General features: G+C 43.7%; 15 protein-coding genes and 1 riboswitch. Of the genes, 1 reads left to right on the top strand and 14 read right to left on the bottom strand.

The features are described from left to right. Positions 1-491: 491 nt before the first annotated feature. The 8 genes from cbiB to ACFO4R_RS05205 all read right to left on the bottom strand — a co-directional run bounded on the left by cbiB (position 492) and on the right by ACFO4R_RS05205 (position 8,828). Entirely contained in the window at positions 492-1,457 is a 966-nt protein-coding gene (cbiB, locus tag ACFO4R_RS05240; RefSeq protein ID WP_379787993.1) for an adenosylcobinamide-phosphate synthase CbiB, read from the bottom strand. Further along, positions 1,454-2,827, bottom strand: a complete 1,374-nt coding sequence (locus ACFO4R_RS05235) for a cobyrinate a,c-diamide synthase (protein ID WP_379787992.1) — start codon at positions 2,825-2,827, stop codon at positions 1,454-1,456. The genes cbiB and ACFO4R_RS05235 overlap by 4 nt, the downstream gene beginning before the upstream one ends. After that, a riboswitch (cobalamin riboswitch) is annotated at positions 2,810-3,040 on the bottom strand. Its footprint overlaps the gene before it by 18 nt. 657 nt (positions 3,041-3,697) lie before the next feature. Next, entirely contained in the window at positions 3,698-4,867 is a 1,170-nt protein-coding gene (locus ACFO4R_RS05230; RefSeq protein ID WP_379787991.1) for a 30S ribosomal protein S1, read from the bottom strand. After that, positions 4,860-5,735: a 4-hydroxy-3-methylbut-2-enyl diphosphate reductase gene (ispH, locus tag ACFO4R_RS05225; RefSeq protein WP_379787990.1), complete on the bottom strand. Its 876-nt coding sequence runs from the start codon at positions 5,733-5,735 to the stop codon at positions 4,860-4,862. The genes ACFO4R_RS05230 and ispH overlap by 8 nt, the downstream gene beginning before the upstream one ends. Next, complete coding sequence (locus tag ACFO4R_RS05220; protein ID WP_379787989.1) at positions 5,736-6,293, bottom strand: lysophospholipid acyltransferase family protein; 558 nt, start codon at positions 6,291-6,293, stop codon at positions 5,736-5,738. Further along, entirely contained in the window at positions 6,281-6,943 is a 663-nt protein-coding gene (gene cmk / locus ACFO4R_RS05215) for a (d)CMP kinase (protein ID WP_379787988.1), read from the bottom strand. The genes ACFO4R_RS05220 and cmk overlap by 13 nt, the downstream gene beginning before the upstream one ends. A 191-nt stretch (positions 6,944-7,134) precedes the next feature. Then, positions 7,135-8,010: a MurR/RpiR family transcriptional regulator gene (locus ACFO4R_RS05210; RefSeq protein WP_379787987.1), complete on the bottom strand. Its 876-nt coding sequence runs from the start codon at positions 8,008-8,010 to the stop codon at positions 7,135-7,137. Between the two features lie 107 nt (positions 8,011-8,117). Beyond that, complete coding sequence (locus ACFO4R_RS05205) at positions 8,118-8,828, bottom strand: pseudouridine synthase (protein WP_379787986.1); 711 nt, start codon at positions 8,826-8,828, stop codon at positions 8,118-8,120. Positions 8,829-8,970: 142 nt separating this feature from the next. Between ACFO4R_RS05205 and ACFO4R_RS05200 the strand changes: the two genes are divergently transcribed. Beyond that, entirely contained in the window at positions 8,971-9,510 is a 540-nt protein-coding gene (locus ACFO4R_RS05200; RefSeq protein WP_379787985.1) for a helix-turn-helix domain-containing protein, read from the top strand. A 315-nt stretch (positions 9,511-9,825) separates the two neighbouring features. Here ACFO4R_RS05200 and ACFO4R_RS05195 read toward each other — a convergent pair whose 3' ends face one another. From ACFO4R_RS05195 to ACFO4R_RS05170, 6 genes are all read right to left on the bottom strand, one after another. Then, a complete protein-coding gene (locus tag ACFO4R_RS05195) occupies positions 9,826-9,969 on the bottom strand; it encodes a hypothetical protein (protein ID WP_379787984.1) in 144 nt (47 codons plus the stop codon). Further along, a complete protein-coding gene (scpB, locus tag ACFO4R_RS05190; RefSeq protein WP_379787983.1) occupies positions 9,947-10,552 on the bottom strand; it encodes an SMC-Scp complex subunit ScpB in 606 nt (201 codons plus the stop codon). Before scpB ends, ACFO4R_RS05195 begins: the two co-directional genes overlap by 23 nt. Further along, entirely contained in the window at positions 10,539-11,252 is a 714-nt protein-coding gene (locus tag ACFO4R_RS05185; RefSeq protein WP_379787982.1) for a segregation and condensation protein A, read from the bottom strand. The genes scpB and ACFO4R_RS05185 overlap by 14 nt, the downstream gene beginning before the upstream one ends. Positions 11,253-11,404: 152 nt before the next feature. Next, positions 11,405-12,013: a site-2 protease family protein gene (locus ACFO4R_RS05180; RefSeq protein ID WP_379787981.1), complete on the bottom strand. Its 609-nt coding sequence runs from the start codon at positions 12,011-12,013 to the stop codon at positions 11,405-11,407. A gap of 95 nt (positions 12,014-12,108) precedes the next feature. Beyond that, positions 12,109-13,776 carry a ribonuclease J gene (locus tag ACFO4R_RS05175; RefSeq protein ID WP_379787980.1) on the bottom strand — a complete coding sequence of 556 codons (1,668 nt, stop codon included), beginning with the start codon at positions 13,774-13,776 and terminating at the stop codon, positions 12,109-12,111. A 487-nt stretch (positions 13,777-14,263) separates the two neighbouring features. Next, positions 14,264-14,701, bottom strand: coding sequence for a Fur family transcriptional regulator (locus tag ACFO4R_RS05170; protein WP_379787979.1), 438 nt, complete (start codon positions 14,699-14,701; stop codon positions 14,264-14,266). Positions 14,702-14,750: the final 49 nt, after the last annotated feature.

Below are 14,750 nucleotides of genomic sequence, written 5' to 3'. Positions count from 1 at the left end.
CCCTAAACAAAGACACAAAATGACTTTCCCTTTAGTTTCACGAAGTATAAAAACCCTTCTAATACTATTATTCAATAGATGTATTGATATATCGGTTTTTTTCAACCTGCGAAAAATCTCTTTATCTTCTATGGTCACAGATTGTTTATATCCACAACTCAAAGGAAAAATAGTATAAATACATATTTTCAGGAATGGACTTGTTCAAAAAACTAAGGAAATCCCGAACAAAGCCAAACTTCCGATTTTCCTTCGATTTTATAAAACACAAAAGTTTGTTATATCAGTGTTTCCAAGAATTTCATCCTTCGTACAAAATAGGTTTTACGATGATTTTTCGAATTATGCGGTATCACCCTATCTACTATTTTTTTGAATTATACAGTGTTTTCTTTACAAAATATGAACGTTTAGCAAATCGAGTTTTTAAGAAGTTCATCATTCATACAACATTAATTTTATTCCGATTTTTCGAATTATACGGTATTGCCTTATCCTACGATTTTCATCCCTATTTCCCTCAAGAGCAGAAAGAGGAGCAGCGTAGTGATCGTTGTGGCAAAGAGCAGTCTGTTGCTCCTTGAAATATCTTCCGCTTCCAGCTCTTTGACAGCGTCACCGATCGTAGGTTTCTCCACCTTTTTCCCGAAGTACACGTTGGTACCTCCGAGCCGGACCCCCAGAGCTCCGGCAAAGGCCGCTTCCGCATGGGCGGAGTTGGGGCTCAAGTGGTTCTTCCTATCTCTCAGACCTATCCTCCAAGCCTCTTTGGCGTTCAGTCCGACCAAGGGAGCGGAGAGGGCGATCAGAGCAATCGAAACCCTGGCGGGTATAAGGTTGACCAGATCGTCGATCAGAGCCGAGGCCCTCCCCAGCTCGATATAGTCCTCGTTCTTATATCCCACCATCGAATCCAAGGTGTTGCAGGCTTTATAGGCAACCATGAGCGGTGCACCTCCCAGAACTGCAAAAAACATCGGCGCGATCGTTCCGTCCACAGTGTTCTCCGCCACGGTCTCGACCGTTGCCCTCAAAATCTCGGCAAAGGAAAGCTCGGTCGTGTCCCTTCCCACCAAATAGGAGATACGGGTCCTGCTCAAGTTCAGATCCCCCCTACGGACTGCGGATCCCACCTTCTCGGCCTCGACTGCCAAACACTTGGTGCTGATACAGTTCCACATCAACAGGGTCTGCATAGAAAAGGCAAGCAGAGGACTGATCTTCCCTGCAAGTCTGATTGCCCAAAACACCGTTGCGAAGGAGGATCCGACCACAACGAACCAAAGGACACATCCTCCCAAAACCTTATTCTTCGCAAAGCTCCTCCTCACCCTCTTCTCCGTGAAACGGATCAGGCGCCCCATCATGATGACGGGGTGAGGAAACCAATAGGGATCTCCGAGCACAAAGTCTATCAGCGTCGCTATCAAAAGAGAGTAGGCTACCGTTCCCGTCATCTGACTCTCCTGTTTTGCTCGATCGTTCTTATCAAATTCAATGCAAGTTTATAGTTGCTGCAAAAATGAGAGTGGAGGTAGGTGCCGAGTACATTCTTGTACGCAAAGCCCCCTTCCCACTCACGAAGCAGTGTTCCGTCCTGATACTTCTGCATCTTGAAGACCCCTTGCAGATCCGTTTCAAAGTCCGAGTAATGGAACTCATGTCCCCTCACCTCTTCTTCGCACTTTGCGATCACAACTTCCCTCTTTGCAGTTCCCTGACAGTATCCGAAACGTTGCAGGCGATCCTTCATTACGCTTTTCCCGTCCAAAAGTCCTACCATCTCATACTCATAACGCTCCTGATCCAGGAGGGAGGTCCCCAAATACATCAGTCCTCCGCACTCCGCGTAAATCACCCCGCCGTCTTCTCCGAAACGCCGGATACTCTCCCTCATGGAACGATTTGCCTCCAACTCCTTTGCAAAGACTTCGGGAAAACCACCCCCCAGGAAGACTCCGTCACAGTTCGGCAGAGCAGCGTCTCCAAGAGGGCTGAACTCTACCAATTCCACCCCCATATAGCGAAGCAGTTCCAAACTGTCCTCATAATAGAAATGAAAGGCCTTGTCCCTGGCAAGAGCCAGCTTGACGTCCGTGATATTTCTGACACCGCTCCTCCTCTTCTCATCATAGGAAAGCTCAGAAAATTCGGCGAGTTCAAGGATCTTCTCCACATCGACATATTCTTCCACCACATCCGCCATCATATTAAACATGGAATCTAACTCATCGAGCTCACAGCCCGGTATCAGGCCGAGGTGTCTGGATGGAAGGGCAAAGCTTTTGTTAGGCGGGATCCTTCCGAGAACCGGTACTCCCGTATAGCCTTCGATTGCCCTCTTCAAAATTTGATAGTGGCTTTGCGACGATACGTTGTTGACAATGACTCCTCCGATCCGAACATCCTTATCCAAGTCTCTGTAACCCAGAACCGTAGCGGCCGCAGAACCCGCAAGACTCTTTGCATCCAAGATCAGGATGACCTTGCAGTCCAAGATCTTGGCCATACTTGCCGTACTGCAATAATCGATCCGATAGCCGTATCCGTCGTAGAGTCCCATTACTCCTTCGATCACTTGGATGTCCGCAACATCCTTCCTCCCTGCAAAGAGGTACCTCAACTCCTCCTTGTCAAGCATGAATTCATCCAAGTTGCGAGAGAGCTGCCCACAAGCCTTTTCATGGAAGGAGGGATCTATATAGTCCGGTCCCACCTTATAGGGTGCAACCTTATAATTTCTTCTTTTAAGCAGCCTCATCAAGGCCGATACGATCGTTGTCTTTCCCGACGAGCTGCTGACACCTGCAAACATTATTTTTTTCAAGCAAGTCTCCTTTCCGATCACAACAAAAAAGGACTCCTTCGAGCCCAATTACAATCCGATATCGTCTTCTTTTCCCACCCGAAAATATATAATCTGGAACTATAAGGTCTGACTTGGAAACAAAGAGTTTCTTACAGTAGCGGGGGCTGTAAAGGCTTTTCACCTTTTTCCGATAGTTTCTCATACAGTAATACTACCATCAAAACGAGCCCTCGTCAATATACAGGCGGAAGGAGGTTTTTGAACGTATCTTATTTCCTGTATACTTCGATTAAAACAGATGTGATATACGTAACTCTCATTCAATCGAAATGTTATCCTACCCATATCCGTAAACGCAAAAAATTTCATCTTCCGTAGAATACCGGACAACTCTATCAACAGCCGATAACGGTATCAAAAAAACTGCGGTATAGTACTGTTTATCCGCTTAAATGATTGCTATCAATGTCTTTCTATGGTCGATAAAATAGATGTTGATGCTTGCAGACACGGATACAACCACACCTCTATCGGAGGATAGTATAATACTGTTGTCATTTAAATTATGGATATAAACGATCTGTGACCCGTAGAAGATAAACCGATTTTTCGTAAGTTGAAAAAAGGATATATCCATGCTTCTATTGGAGAATAGTATAATACGATTCTTCCTTTGAGTTGTAGATATAAATAATCTGTGACCCGTAGAAGATAAACCGATTTTTCGTAAGTTGAAAAAAGGATATATCCATGCTTCTATTGGAGAATAGTATAAGATCCTCAATGTTTAAATCTTGGACAAAAAAAGAAGACGGATGATCTTCCGCCTTCTGTGACTTACATACATTCCCGATGGAATATAAGTTCTCCCGTTTCTTTCGAAACAACTTATTCCGCATCTACCGGTGTTTCTTCAGCAACTTCTTCCGAAACCTCGATGTTTTCGCTTACAGACGCCTCTGCAATATCTTCTTCCGATACCGACTGTGCATCGGGTCCTTCCACTACTTCTTCCTGATCTTCGTTGAGGTTCAAGGTGAGCTCAATCTTTTGTGTTTCAGGATTGATGCTGATAATCTTCGCTGTCAAACGATCTCCCTGATTTACGATTTCAGCAGGGTTTTTGACATAGGAAGAAGAAAGGTTGGAAATATGGATAAATCCGTCCACGTCCTCATTCAATTTCACAAATACTCCGTATTCTTTGATGTTTTTTACCGTACACTCTACGATATCATCCACCTTCGTGTTTTCTTGGAACACTTCAAACGGATCTCTCTGAAGCGCCTTCACGCTCAAAGACAGTCTTTGCTTTTCAGGATCGAACTCTACGACCTTTACTTCAACCTCGTCGCCGATCGAGTAAAGCTGCTCGATCTTATCTCTTCTGTTCCAGGACAACTCGCTGATGTGAACCAAGCCTGTCATCGCACCCAGGTCAACGAACATTCCGTAATTCTTGATATCACGAACAATACCCTTATATACATTTCCGATCTCCAGATTCTTGATAAACTCTTCTCTCTTGGCTGCTTCTTCTCTAGCCAGGATATTCTTTCTGGAGAGGATCAATCTTCTCTTTCTCGGTTCTACGTCAATAATTTCCGTTTGGAATTCCATGTTTTGGAACTCTTGCAAGTCTTCGTCTTTCACAAATTTGTTTGCTACATGACTTAGCGGAATAAAGCCTTTGATGGAGTTTTTGTATTTTGCGATGAGTCCTTTGTTTCCAATTTCAGCTACCTTTACATCAATGATCTTGCCGATCTCCAAATCATCCCACGCCTTGAAGGCATCCAACCTCTTCTTGGAAAGGATAATTTCACCAGTGTTTTTGTCGATCTTAATGACTTCAAGAGAAACCTCGTCTCCTACCTGAAGTTCTTCATCCCCGTTCATTTCTGTCTTGGGAAGAACTCCATCCGTCTTGTAGTTCAAAGTGATATAATAAGAGTCGGGTTTTACCCTCTCTACATATCCTTTTACAATTGAACCTTTGTACACCTCTTCATAATTCTGTTCTTCTTCCAGCAACAATTTTTCCATTTCGCTACTCATCAATTCCCAACTCCTTACCGTGTTTTTTTGTGTGAACAATAAAATCTATAACTTCATTTATAATGAAGTCGGGGGTAGACGCACCTGCTGTCATCCCAATACTATCATAAATCTTTATTTCGTCTACGTCAATATCATTTGCCGTTTCTATTAAAAAAGTTTTGCAAAATTGAGAGCACAATTCATATAATTTTTTTGTATTTGAACTGTGTCTTCCGCCTATAACTATCATAGCATCAACACTTTGAGCAATTTTGACAGCGTCTTCCTGACGCTCCCTCGTAGCATCACAGATCGTATCAAAAAATTTTAAATTTTTTATCTTTCCTTCCAAGAACTTTTTTATCCTCTGATATTTTTCGACACTGAAGGTCGTTTGGGCCACGACCACATATTCCTTGTCGGAGGAAAACTCGATCTTTTCAAAATCTTCAATTTCCTTTCCTATGATGCAACCTCCCCCTGCCCACAGGTTAATCCCTTCAATCTCCGGATGAAAAGCATCTCCGATGATAACGATCCCCTTACCCTGTCTCACATGATCCCTTGCGATCATCTGAATCTTCTTAACAAAGGGACAGGTCGCATCTTCGATCTCACAGCCCTTTTCCTCCAGCAAGGTGTAGTATTTCTCTCCCAGACCGTGGGAACGGATCACCACTACACTTCCATCATCGATGTCCTCAATGCCGTTTGCTTCAAACAGTCCTTCGTTCATCAGTTTTTGTGTCGCCTGTTCGTTGTGTATCAAAGGTCCGAGGGAGTAGACCTTTTTTTCTCTTTCATTTTCCAACAAAACTCGGGCCTTCTTCATCGCCCTTTGCACACCGAAACAATAACCCGCCTTTTCAGACACGATCAACTTCATCTATATCCTATCTCCGTTTTCTATAATTTTCATCACTTCGTCGCTGATCTCTTCATAACTCTTATCCGAGCTCGGGTAGTAGGGCTTATGGATGATCAGCCTGTTTCTTCCGAACAGTCTATAAGTCGCATCGATGGTTATGGGAACGATGGGACAGTGAGACTTGACTGCAAGAAGTGCCACTCCGGTCTTAGCTTGACTCGCTTCCCCCTTATCGACCCTGGTTCCTTGTGGAAAAATACCGAGCAAACTCTCCTGCTTCAAGGCCCTCAAACTCGCTCTCAAGACGGCGATATCATTGTTGTCCCTCTTGACGGGCAAAACTCCCAGACTGTCAAAAAACCACTTCGATATCTTCGTCTTAAACAACTGGTCCTTTCCCAGAAAGTTGATCCTCCTCTTTACCGCAATGGCAACAAAGACGGGATCTTTGATACTTCCGTGGTTGGCAGCCAGAATCGCCGCACCCGCAGGAGGGATGTTTTCTATCCCCACGACCTTCAAACGATAGAATATCATACCGATCGGCTTGAACAAACCCCTCATCAATGTGTACATAAACTTCTCCTTTGCACAATAGACCCTATCTTTTCTATGACTTCTTCGACCGTCAGAGAGGTCGTATCGACCTCGACGGCATCTTCCGCCTTTCTCAAAGGAGAGACCTTACGATTGGAGTCCTTTTCATCGCGAATCCTCAGTTCCGCTTCGACCTCTTCGAGTGTTATATCCATTCCTTTTTCCTTCATTTGGTTCCAACGTCTCCTCGCCCTTTCCTGCACATCGGCAATGAGAAAGACCTTGACCTCGGCTTCCGGAAATACGGTGGTCCCGATATCACGTCCATCCATGACGACACTGTTCTCCTTTGCAAATTTTCTCTGCAACTCTACCATTTTCTTCCTGATATCGGCAAAGGCGGACACATAGGAAACAGTCTGTGTCACTTCAATACCCCTGATCTCTTCGGCAACTTCCCGGCCGTTTAGACAGACCCGATTTTGTGTATCAAAAGAAACGTGCATCCTCTCCAGAAACCTCCTTCGAGCATCCTCGTTCTCCAGATCCGTACCCTCCTCCAAATATCCGAGGGTCAGAGCACGATACATCGAGCCCGTATCGATATATAAAAACTGAAATTTCTCTGCCAACTCCTTTGCTATTGTGCTTTTCCCCGAACCCGAAGGTCCGTCTATCGCAATAATCAAATTCCATCCTCTCCCATATCCCTTATTTCCATAGCTTTTTCGTTATACAAGTTCCTCTTTCTCGAGAACGATCTGCACGTACCTCACGACAATGGCACCTTATTTTTCTGTGTTTCAACAAAATACCTATAACGTTCTCTCAAGCGACCTCTTCCGAGGTAGGCTATCCACTTTTTTGAATCGATATGTTCTCAATAGATCTCGTACTTGGACCAGATCTTTTCCAACTTACTGAAGTTATCCTGCAGCTCTTCCTTCTTCTTCATACTGAGTGCTATGATCAAAGCGTTTGCGATACTCAAGGGCGCAACCAAAGAGTCAACAAAGGATGACATATTGCTCTTTGCGATCATCGTCTCCTGAGAAAGCTGTGCAATCGGTGATGTCTCACTGTCGGTGATGGATACCGTGACCGCTCCCTGTTCCTTTGCAAATCTCATCAACTCCGATGTCCTCTTGGAATATCGCGGGAAGCTGATCCCGATGACCACATCGTTCTTCTTCACCTTCAAGATCTGCTCAAATACATCGTTGATCCCGTAGTTGACGACCTTCACATTATCGAGCAGAAAATTGAGGTAGTATCCGAGGTACTCCGATACCATCTCCGAACTTCTCAAGCCGACGATATAAATCTTCGGTGCCGAAAAGATCAATTCTACAACCCTTTCAAAGGTCTCCTCATCGAGTTCTTCCATCGTCTCCTTGATATTGTCGATATCGGCCCTAAGCACCTGCTTGACGATGCTGCTCTTGTTTGTATAGTTGGACATGGATGCCCTCTGTGCCGTTGTAAGCTTCTTCTTCAAAAGCTCCTGTAAGTCTTTTTGAAAATACGTATAACTTTCATAACCGAGCTTGTTGGCAAAACGGACCACCGTTGACTCGCTCACCCCCGTTTCACCTGCGAAGCCCGCCGCCGTCATAAAAGCCACCTTATCGTAATTTTCCATAATATATTTTGCAATGATTTTTTGACTTTTTGTCAATGTCATGTAAATTTTCTCAATGTGCTCTATCAAATTTTTATCCGTTTTTATTATCTTGTCCGTTTTTCTCAACGCCATCTTCCCCAATTTCATTATTTACGTATTCGAGCCCGCATAGCCCTAATTATTTTTAATCCGGATAAAACGCCCCACATCTACGGATAATCTGTACAACAAAAACACCCTTATTTTAACCTTGTTTTAAAATAAGCGAGTTCCTGCTCCGTCAACCTTCTGTAACTGCCTTCTTTTAAGTCTCCAAGCTGAAGTTTTCCGATACTGATCCTCTTAAGAGATAAAACCTTCATATTCAAGCTCTGAAACATTTTTCGTATCTGTCTGTTCCTGCCTTCAAACAGCGTTATGCGGTAGGTCAGGATCTCACCCTTCCTGTCAAGCAGAACGATGTCCGCCGGCTTCGTCTTGTATCCGTCTATTCGAATCCCTCTCTGAAACAAGTCTTTGATATTCTTCGGTTCTTTGCCCGAAACACAGACGAGATACGTTTTTTCTATATGATATCTCGGATGAATCATCCGGTTTGTAAATTCTCCATCATTTGTCAAAAGAAGTAAGCCTTCGGACATATAGTCCAGTCTGCCGACCGGATATAGTCTGTGGGGTGTATCGATCAATTCTACTACCGTCTTTCTTCCTCTGTTGTCCGAAACCGCACTGATGTAACCTATCGGCTTGTGAAGAGCATAGTAGACCTTCTCTTCACCCAAAGTGATAACAACTCCGCTCACTTCTACAATATCCTTTGTTTCGTCAACTTCAAGTCCCGGCTCCGTGATCTTCTGACCGTTTACAGAAACGTTGCCCTCTCTGATCAACTCATCCGCTTTTCTCCGTGATGTGATCCCACAACTTGCAATATATCGGTTGATCCTCATAACAGGCGTTTCTCCTTGATTTTAAAAATAATTAATGTTACTATAGTATGCAAGATACCATCAGTTTATTATTATACCACTTATATTATACTACAAGTGTGTAAAAAATAAGTTTATTTTTTGTGAAAGCGGGAATGTTTTTATGAATATAGGAGAAAAAATTAAACGTCTTAGAATATTAAACCAACTGACGCAGGAAGAGCTCGCTCTTCGCTGTGACCTGACCAAGGGTTTTATATCGAAGGTGGAACGCGATCTGACTTCCCCCTCCATTGCGACTTTGATGGATATACTGGAGGTGCTGGGAACGGATTTGAAATCTTTTTTCGACGATGCGGTCGACGACACCATCGTCTTCGGAAAAGAAGATATCTATATGTCCTATAATGAACATTTAAAAACCACGATCCACTGGCTTATTCCAAATTCACAAAAAAATATTATGGAACCCATCCTTATTGAGATTCCACCCGGGCAAAAAACCGAGATCGATCGCCCTCACACCGGTCAAGAGTTCGGCTATGTACTAAAGGGCACCATCCTCTTGTCAATCGGTAAACGCCAGTACAAGGTGAAGAAGGGAGAGAGCTTTTATTTTTCGCCCGATGAAGAGCACTACCTCTCGAATATCTCTTCGGTAAAGGCGGAGATTCTTTGGGTGTCAAGCCCGCCTTCCTTCTAGGAAATCACCGCACAAGGGAAAGTTTCTTGCCCCCTTTGAGTTTGCAAAAGATGAACGATTCTTAAACCGATACTTTATAAGAGTTTTATCCTTGATATAAAATTGATTTGATGCCGATTTTTCCAATTATTCGAGATTTCCCCGGTGTAATGCTATGTTGAAATTCATTGTAATTCCGATTTTTATATGAATTTTTTCGGTTCATAACCAATAGTAAGAAATAAAGGTAACTATCAATATGTCAAAACACCGGTATGTTGACGCATTTACATTTTTACCGATTTCAGCTGCTATATCGGCCTTTTGTCATTATACCTAAGGCTGTAAGATAAAGATCAACAGCCCGTTACACCGGAGCGAAGGATTCTTTCTGAAGATATCGGAGCCTGTATCATCATCCCTTATCTTTTGGAGGATGTTTGATTTTCTTTCAACTCTAAACTTCAGTGCCCTGCTCATCCTCCTGTGCAGCGGTGCTCTCAAACATCGAAATGTTTTGAGTTTGCTCCTCAAAACTTGAGAATTTCGGCATATCCTTGATGTCTTTTAAGCCGAACTGTGTCAAAAACTCAGAAGTAGTGCGATACAAGATGGGTTTTCCGATCCTGTCGAGCCTGCCTGCCTCTTCGATCAGGCCGTATTCCAACAGAATTCTGATCGGATAATCGCTTTTAACTCCTCTGATATCTTCAACCTCAAGTTTGGTGACAGGTTGTCTATAGGCAATGATACTGAGAGTTTCCAGCACGGACTGAGTCAGACTTCGCTTCTTCTGTTTCACAGTCATCAATTCTACATAAAGGTGGTTTTCGGGATGCGTTGCCAACCGGACCGTATCCTTGGTTATGAGTAGGCTTAACCCCGATTCTTCCTCAAAGTAACGCTTTTCAAGAAGGAGAAGGGCTTCTCTCACAATGTTTTTATCAATCTTTTCCTCCCCTTCGATCTCCCGAACCGCTTTGACGATATCGGAGAGCGATATGCTCTCTCCCTCAATAAAGAGGATTGATTCGATGATGCTACACAGTCTATTCAGTCTCATCCGTCAACTCCAACCTTTCTATCGTGATCTCTCCAAAACATTTTTTCTGGATCGCTCTGACCTGCCTGAACTTCGAAAGCTCCAAAACTCCCAAAAACGTAACCACCCGTTCATCCCTTCCGCCTTCACGGATCAGCTCCGAGAAGTTCACCCTCTGCTTGTCTCGCGTATAGGCACGGATTTCTTCGATCCTCTCTTCCAAGGGTTTGTGCTTCTCGCTGATCAGTGTGACATTGCGGTTTTTTCTTTCCAACACCGAAATCGCACTCGAATAAAGGTCCTCCAACTGAACCGAGGAAAAATCGACATACTCGTCAATATAGACCTCGTGAGGTTTTCGGGTATAGTAGCACTCGAGAGGTACGGCGATCTCTCTGAGGTACTGTGCAATCATCCGATACGTCTTATATACTTCCAAAGACTGTCGTATCTTCTCTGTAGGATCTTCCTCTTCATCGGATTCCCTCTGCAGGTAGAGGAGATACCTTGATTTGATATCCAACAACCGCACCGCCATATCCAAGAATTCGGTCATACTCTGCATATCCATCACACTTTGAATTTCGTTGATCCTTTCGATATACTGATTGGTGACCTCAACGATCGAAATGTCACAGATGTTTATTTTTTGTTTATCTATCAATTCCAATAAAAGATCAAAAGGCCCTTCATAGAAGGGCATTGATAATTTACAAGACATAAGAGTTCTCTCCCGTCTTTTTCCTATTCATAGAATTTATACTATTCTCCGATCAAAAAACGAAAATCGCAAAAAGGCATTAATTTTCGAAACGGTTTGATGGGTCTTCAAACAAAGATCCATCCGTCACACCGGTCTGAAAGTCAATAGCGTTAAACATAGAAAAAATTCATCAAAACACCGAGAACCGAATTGAACATCGGATCCAATATCCTATCCAACGCCCCGCTCGAAGCCAACAGGAACAATACCACCATGCTGTATCTTTCAAGCGGATACAGCTTGTAGCGATAGTGTGCGGGCATTACGGCGGACAGAACTCGGTAGCCGTCAAGCGGCGGTATGGGCAGCAAGTTAAAGGTCGCCAGGGATACATTGATGATGATCGCCATTACAAGAACCTCGAAGAGCGGACTGTCTCCCAGGCTTTCTGCCGTATACTTCAAAATCATCGTAAATACAAAGGCCAAAATAAGGTTCATTACGATCCCGGCGATTGAGACAAGAAAAATCCCAAGCTTTTTGTTCTCAAAATTGTCCTCACGAACAGGAACGGGTCTCGCCCATCCGATTTTAGCTATCATCAACATCAAAAAACCTATGGGTTCGATATGGCGAAGGGGATTGAGCGACAACCTTCCTTCTCTTCTCGCCGTGTCATCTCCCATGAGATAGGCTACATAGGCATGAGCAAACTCGTGAAAGGACAGCCCTATCAAAATACCGGGCAGCGCAATCAACGCATCCATAACATTGAACATCTTACACTTCTCCTTTACAAAAACCTTGTGGGGACATCGCCTTTTAAAACCTCATTTTCCTCTCCGAGAACAAAATCTCGACCTTGATCTTCGATCTACACCTCCATAATAATAGGCAAGATCATCGGATTTCTCTTTGTTTTCTGGAAGAGATAGGACTTGAGTTCTTCCTTGATCGACGTCTTGATATAAGACCACTCACGGTTGTTTCTCTCCCGGCTTCTGGCCACGGTCTTCTTAACGATCTCGCGCGCTTCTTCCATCAACTCTTCCGCTTCTCTCACATATACAAAACCTCTCGAAATGATATCCGGCTCGGAAATAATTGTTCCATCCTCTTTCGACAGATTGAGGACGACGACCATCAAACCGTCTTCAGACAGGTGTTTTCGATCTCTCAAGACGATGTTTCCGACATCTCCGACACCCAAACCGTCCACCAGGAGATTTCCGGAAGGAACCTGACCGGTGATCTGACAGTCGTTTCTTGACAGCTCCAGCACTCCTCCGTTTCTCATGATGAAGATGTTGTCGGGATCCATTCCAAGCTCAACAGCCAGCTCTCCGTGTAGGTACAGATGTCTGTACTCTCCATGCACCGGCATAAAAAACTTGGGTTTTACCAATCTGTGAATAAACTTGAGTTCTTCTCTTCTGGCATGTCCCGAAACGTGGATATCCGACTGAGAGTTGTAGACGATGTTCGCCCCTCTCTCAAACAGTCGATTGACCACCTTGGAAATCGCCTTTTCGTTTCCGGGTATGGGATGTGCCGAAATGACGACGGTATCGCCAAGACCTACCTCGATCTTTCTGTGTTCCGCCGCCGCAATCCTTGAGAGTGCGGACATCGGCTCTCCCTGAGACCCCGTTGTAATAATAACGATCTCATCCTTGGAATACTTGTTGATCTCATTGATATCGATAAGCATATTGTCCGGTATGGTCAAATAACCGTTCGCCAGAGCAACATTCATTCCGTTGATCATCGAACGGCCCGAAATGGCGATCTTTCTGTCATATTTGTGTGCAACATTGATGACCTGTTGGATACGGTGAATATTCGACGAGAACGTGGCTACAATAATACGGTTTTCCTGCGCGTTCAAAAAAATCTCATCGAAAGTCTTTCCTACGACCTTCTCGGACTTGGTATAGCCTTCTCTCTCGACGTTTGTACTCTCCGCAAGCATCAACAGACAACCCTTTGAACCGATTTCCGCAATCGAGTGGAAGTCCATAAGTTCGCCGTCAATCGGGGTATGATCGATCTTGAAGTCTCCCGAGTGGAAGATGGTTCCTATCGGTGTGTGAATCGCCAAGGCACAAGAATCCGGTATACTGTGAGTCACTCGGATATAATCGATCTTGAATGCGCCCACCTTGATCGTGCTTCCTGCCGAGACCTCGTGCAACACGGCATTGTTGATGCGGTTCTCCTTCAGCTTATGCGAAACCAAACCGAGGGTAAACCTTGTTCCATAGATCGGTGCATCGATTTTTTTCAATATATAGGGAATTGCTCCTATATGGTCCTCGTGACCGTGTGTAAGGATGATACCCTTGATTTTATCGTGGTTTTTTGTCAAATACGAAAAATCCGGAATTACGATATCGATACCGAGCATCTCATTTTCAGGAAAACTGAGTCCACAGTCAATGACGATGATCTCATCCTTATATTCGATTACGGTCATATTTTTTCCAACTTCCATCAAACCGCCCAACGGTATGATTTTTACCTTGTTTTGTTTTCTTGTCATAGTTGTTCTCCTTCTTCATTCAGGCCGCAATCGACCCCTTGTTTAGTGTTCTGTGTCTGTATTTTGATCCCCTTGTTTTCCTCCAAACTTCTGCTTCGAACGACTTCTTGCACGGTTCGACTTCTTTCCTTTTCCAAAATAGCGTTCGGTGCGGGCAATCCTTCCTGAATCTTCGATCGATAAGGAACTTGAAAACAACCTTCTTCGATCCGCAATTCAAACCAAAATACATATTTTATGATACTTTAAATCTCCATCACAAAAAAACCTTATTTTTCTCAAATAACATTTTTGAGCACAAAAATAAAAGTACCTATGTAATACCGACTCCGATATTCTGTTTTTCTCCGCTCCAACACATAGTTTTATCCTTATACCCCTAATTTTCTCTTTCAATCCCCAACCTTGGCCATCTTTGAGAAAAAAAGAACTCTCCGCTTTATTTGCAAGAAAAAAACCTTCATGTTCATCCATGAAGGCCTTTGTTTTACAAACATTTACTACAAGTTCCATAGAACTTGACATCATGGTCATCAATTTTAAACCTGTAATTCGTCTCGATAATCTCTTCCAAGGGCTCCAGCAGATCCAACTCAACCTCCACGATATCTCCGCATTTTTTGCAGATCAAGTGATGGTGGTTGTGGGAATCGTGATCCAAATTAAACTCGTAACGCAGACATCCGTCGTCCAAGCTCAACTTGTTTGTGAAACCTATTCCGTCAAGCATTTGTAGGGTGCGATACACGGTAGCCAAGCCTATCTCGGGACAACTCTCCTTCACGCGATCATAGATCTCTTCACAGCTGAGATGCTTCCCCTTAGAGTCAATCAACACCTGTACAATAGAGCGTCTTTGAGGAGTAAGTTTCAGCCCCTCTTCTTTTAACCTGTCCTTCAGTTCTTCCATATAATTTGTGTTCATATGTTCTCGCCCCGCATTTCAAATAATAATTGTTTTCAAATAAATTATA

It is taken from the genome of Filifactor villosus (assembly GCF_042652965.1).
Taxonomy (GTDB): domain Bacteria; phylum Bacillota; class Clostridia; order Peptostreptococcales; family Filifactoraceae; genus Filifactor; species Filifactor villosus.
This window is presented reverse-complemented; position numbering and strand designations above follow the sequence as displayed.

Coding starts and splice junctions, on each gene's coding strand:
- ACFO4R_RS05200 (WP_379787985.1), top strand. CDS start 8,971: ATGAATATAGGAGAAAAAATTAAACGTCTTAGAATATTAAACCAACTG.
- scpB (WP_379787983.1), bottom strand. CDS start 10,552: ATGAGACTGAATAGACTGTGTAGCATCATCGAATCAATCCTCTTTATT.
- cbiB (WP_379787993.1), bottom strand. CDS start 1,457: ATGACGGGAACGGTAGCCTACTCTCTTTTGATAGCGACGCTGATAGAC.
- ACFO4R_RS05210 (WP_379787987.1), bottom strand. CDS start 8,010: ATGGCGTTGAGAAAAACGGACAAGATAATAAAAACGGATAAAAATTTG.
- ACFO4R_RS05175 (WP_379787980.1), bottom strand. CDS start 13,776: ATGACAAGAAAACAAAACAAGGTAAAAATCATACCGTTGGGCGGTTTG.
- ACFO4R_RS05230 (WP_379787991.1), bottom strand. CDS start 4,867: ATGAGTAGCGAAATGGAAAAATTGTTGCTGGAAGAAGAACAGAATTAT.
- ACFO4R_RS05205 (WP_379787986.1), bottom strand. CDS start 8,828: ATGAGGATCAACCGATATATTGCAAGTTGTGGGATCACATCACGGAGA.
- ACFO4R_RS05185 (WP_379787982.1), bottom strand. CDS start 11,252: ATGTCTTGTAAATTATCAATGCCCTTCTATGAAGGGCCTTTTGATCTT.
- ispH (WP_379787990.1), bottom strand. CDS start 5,735: ATGAAGTTGATCGTGTCTGAAAAGGCGGGTTATTGTTTCGGTGTGCAA.
- ACFO4R_RS05220 (WP_379787989.1), bottom strand. CDS start 6,293: ATGTACACATTGATGAGGGGTTTGTTCAAGCCGATCGGTATGATATTC.
- ACFO4R_RS05170 (WP_379787979.1), bottom strand. CDS start 14,701: ATGAACACAAATTATATGGAAGAACTGAAGGACAGGTTAAAAGAAGAG.
- ACFO4R_RS05180 (WP_379787981.1), bottom strand. CDS start 12,013: ATGTTCAATGTTATGGATGCGTTGATTGCGCTGCCCGGTATTTTGATA.
- ACFO4R_RS05195 (WP_379787984.1), bottom strand. CDS start 9,969: ATGAGCAGGGCACTGAAGTTTAGAGTTGAAAGAAAATCAAACATCCTC.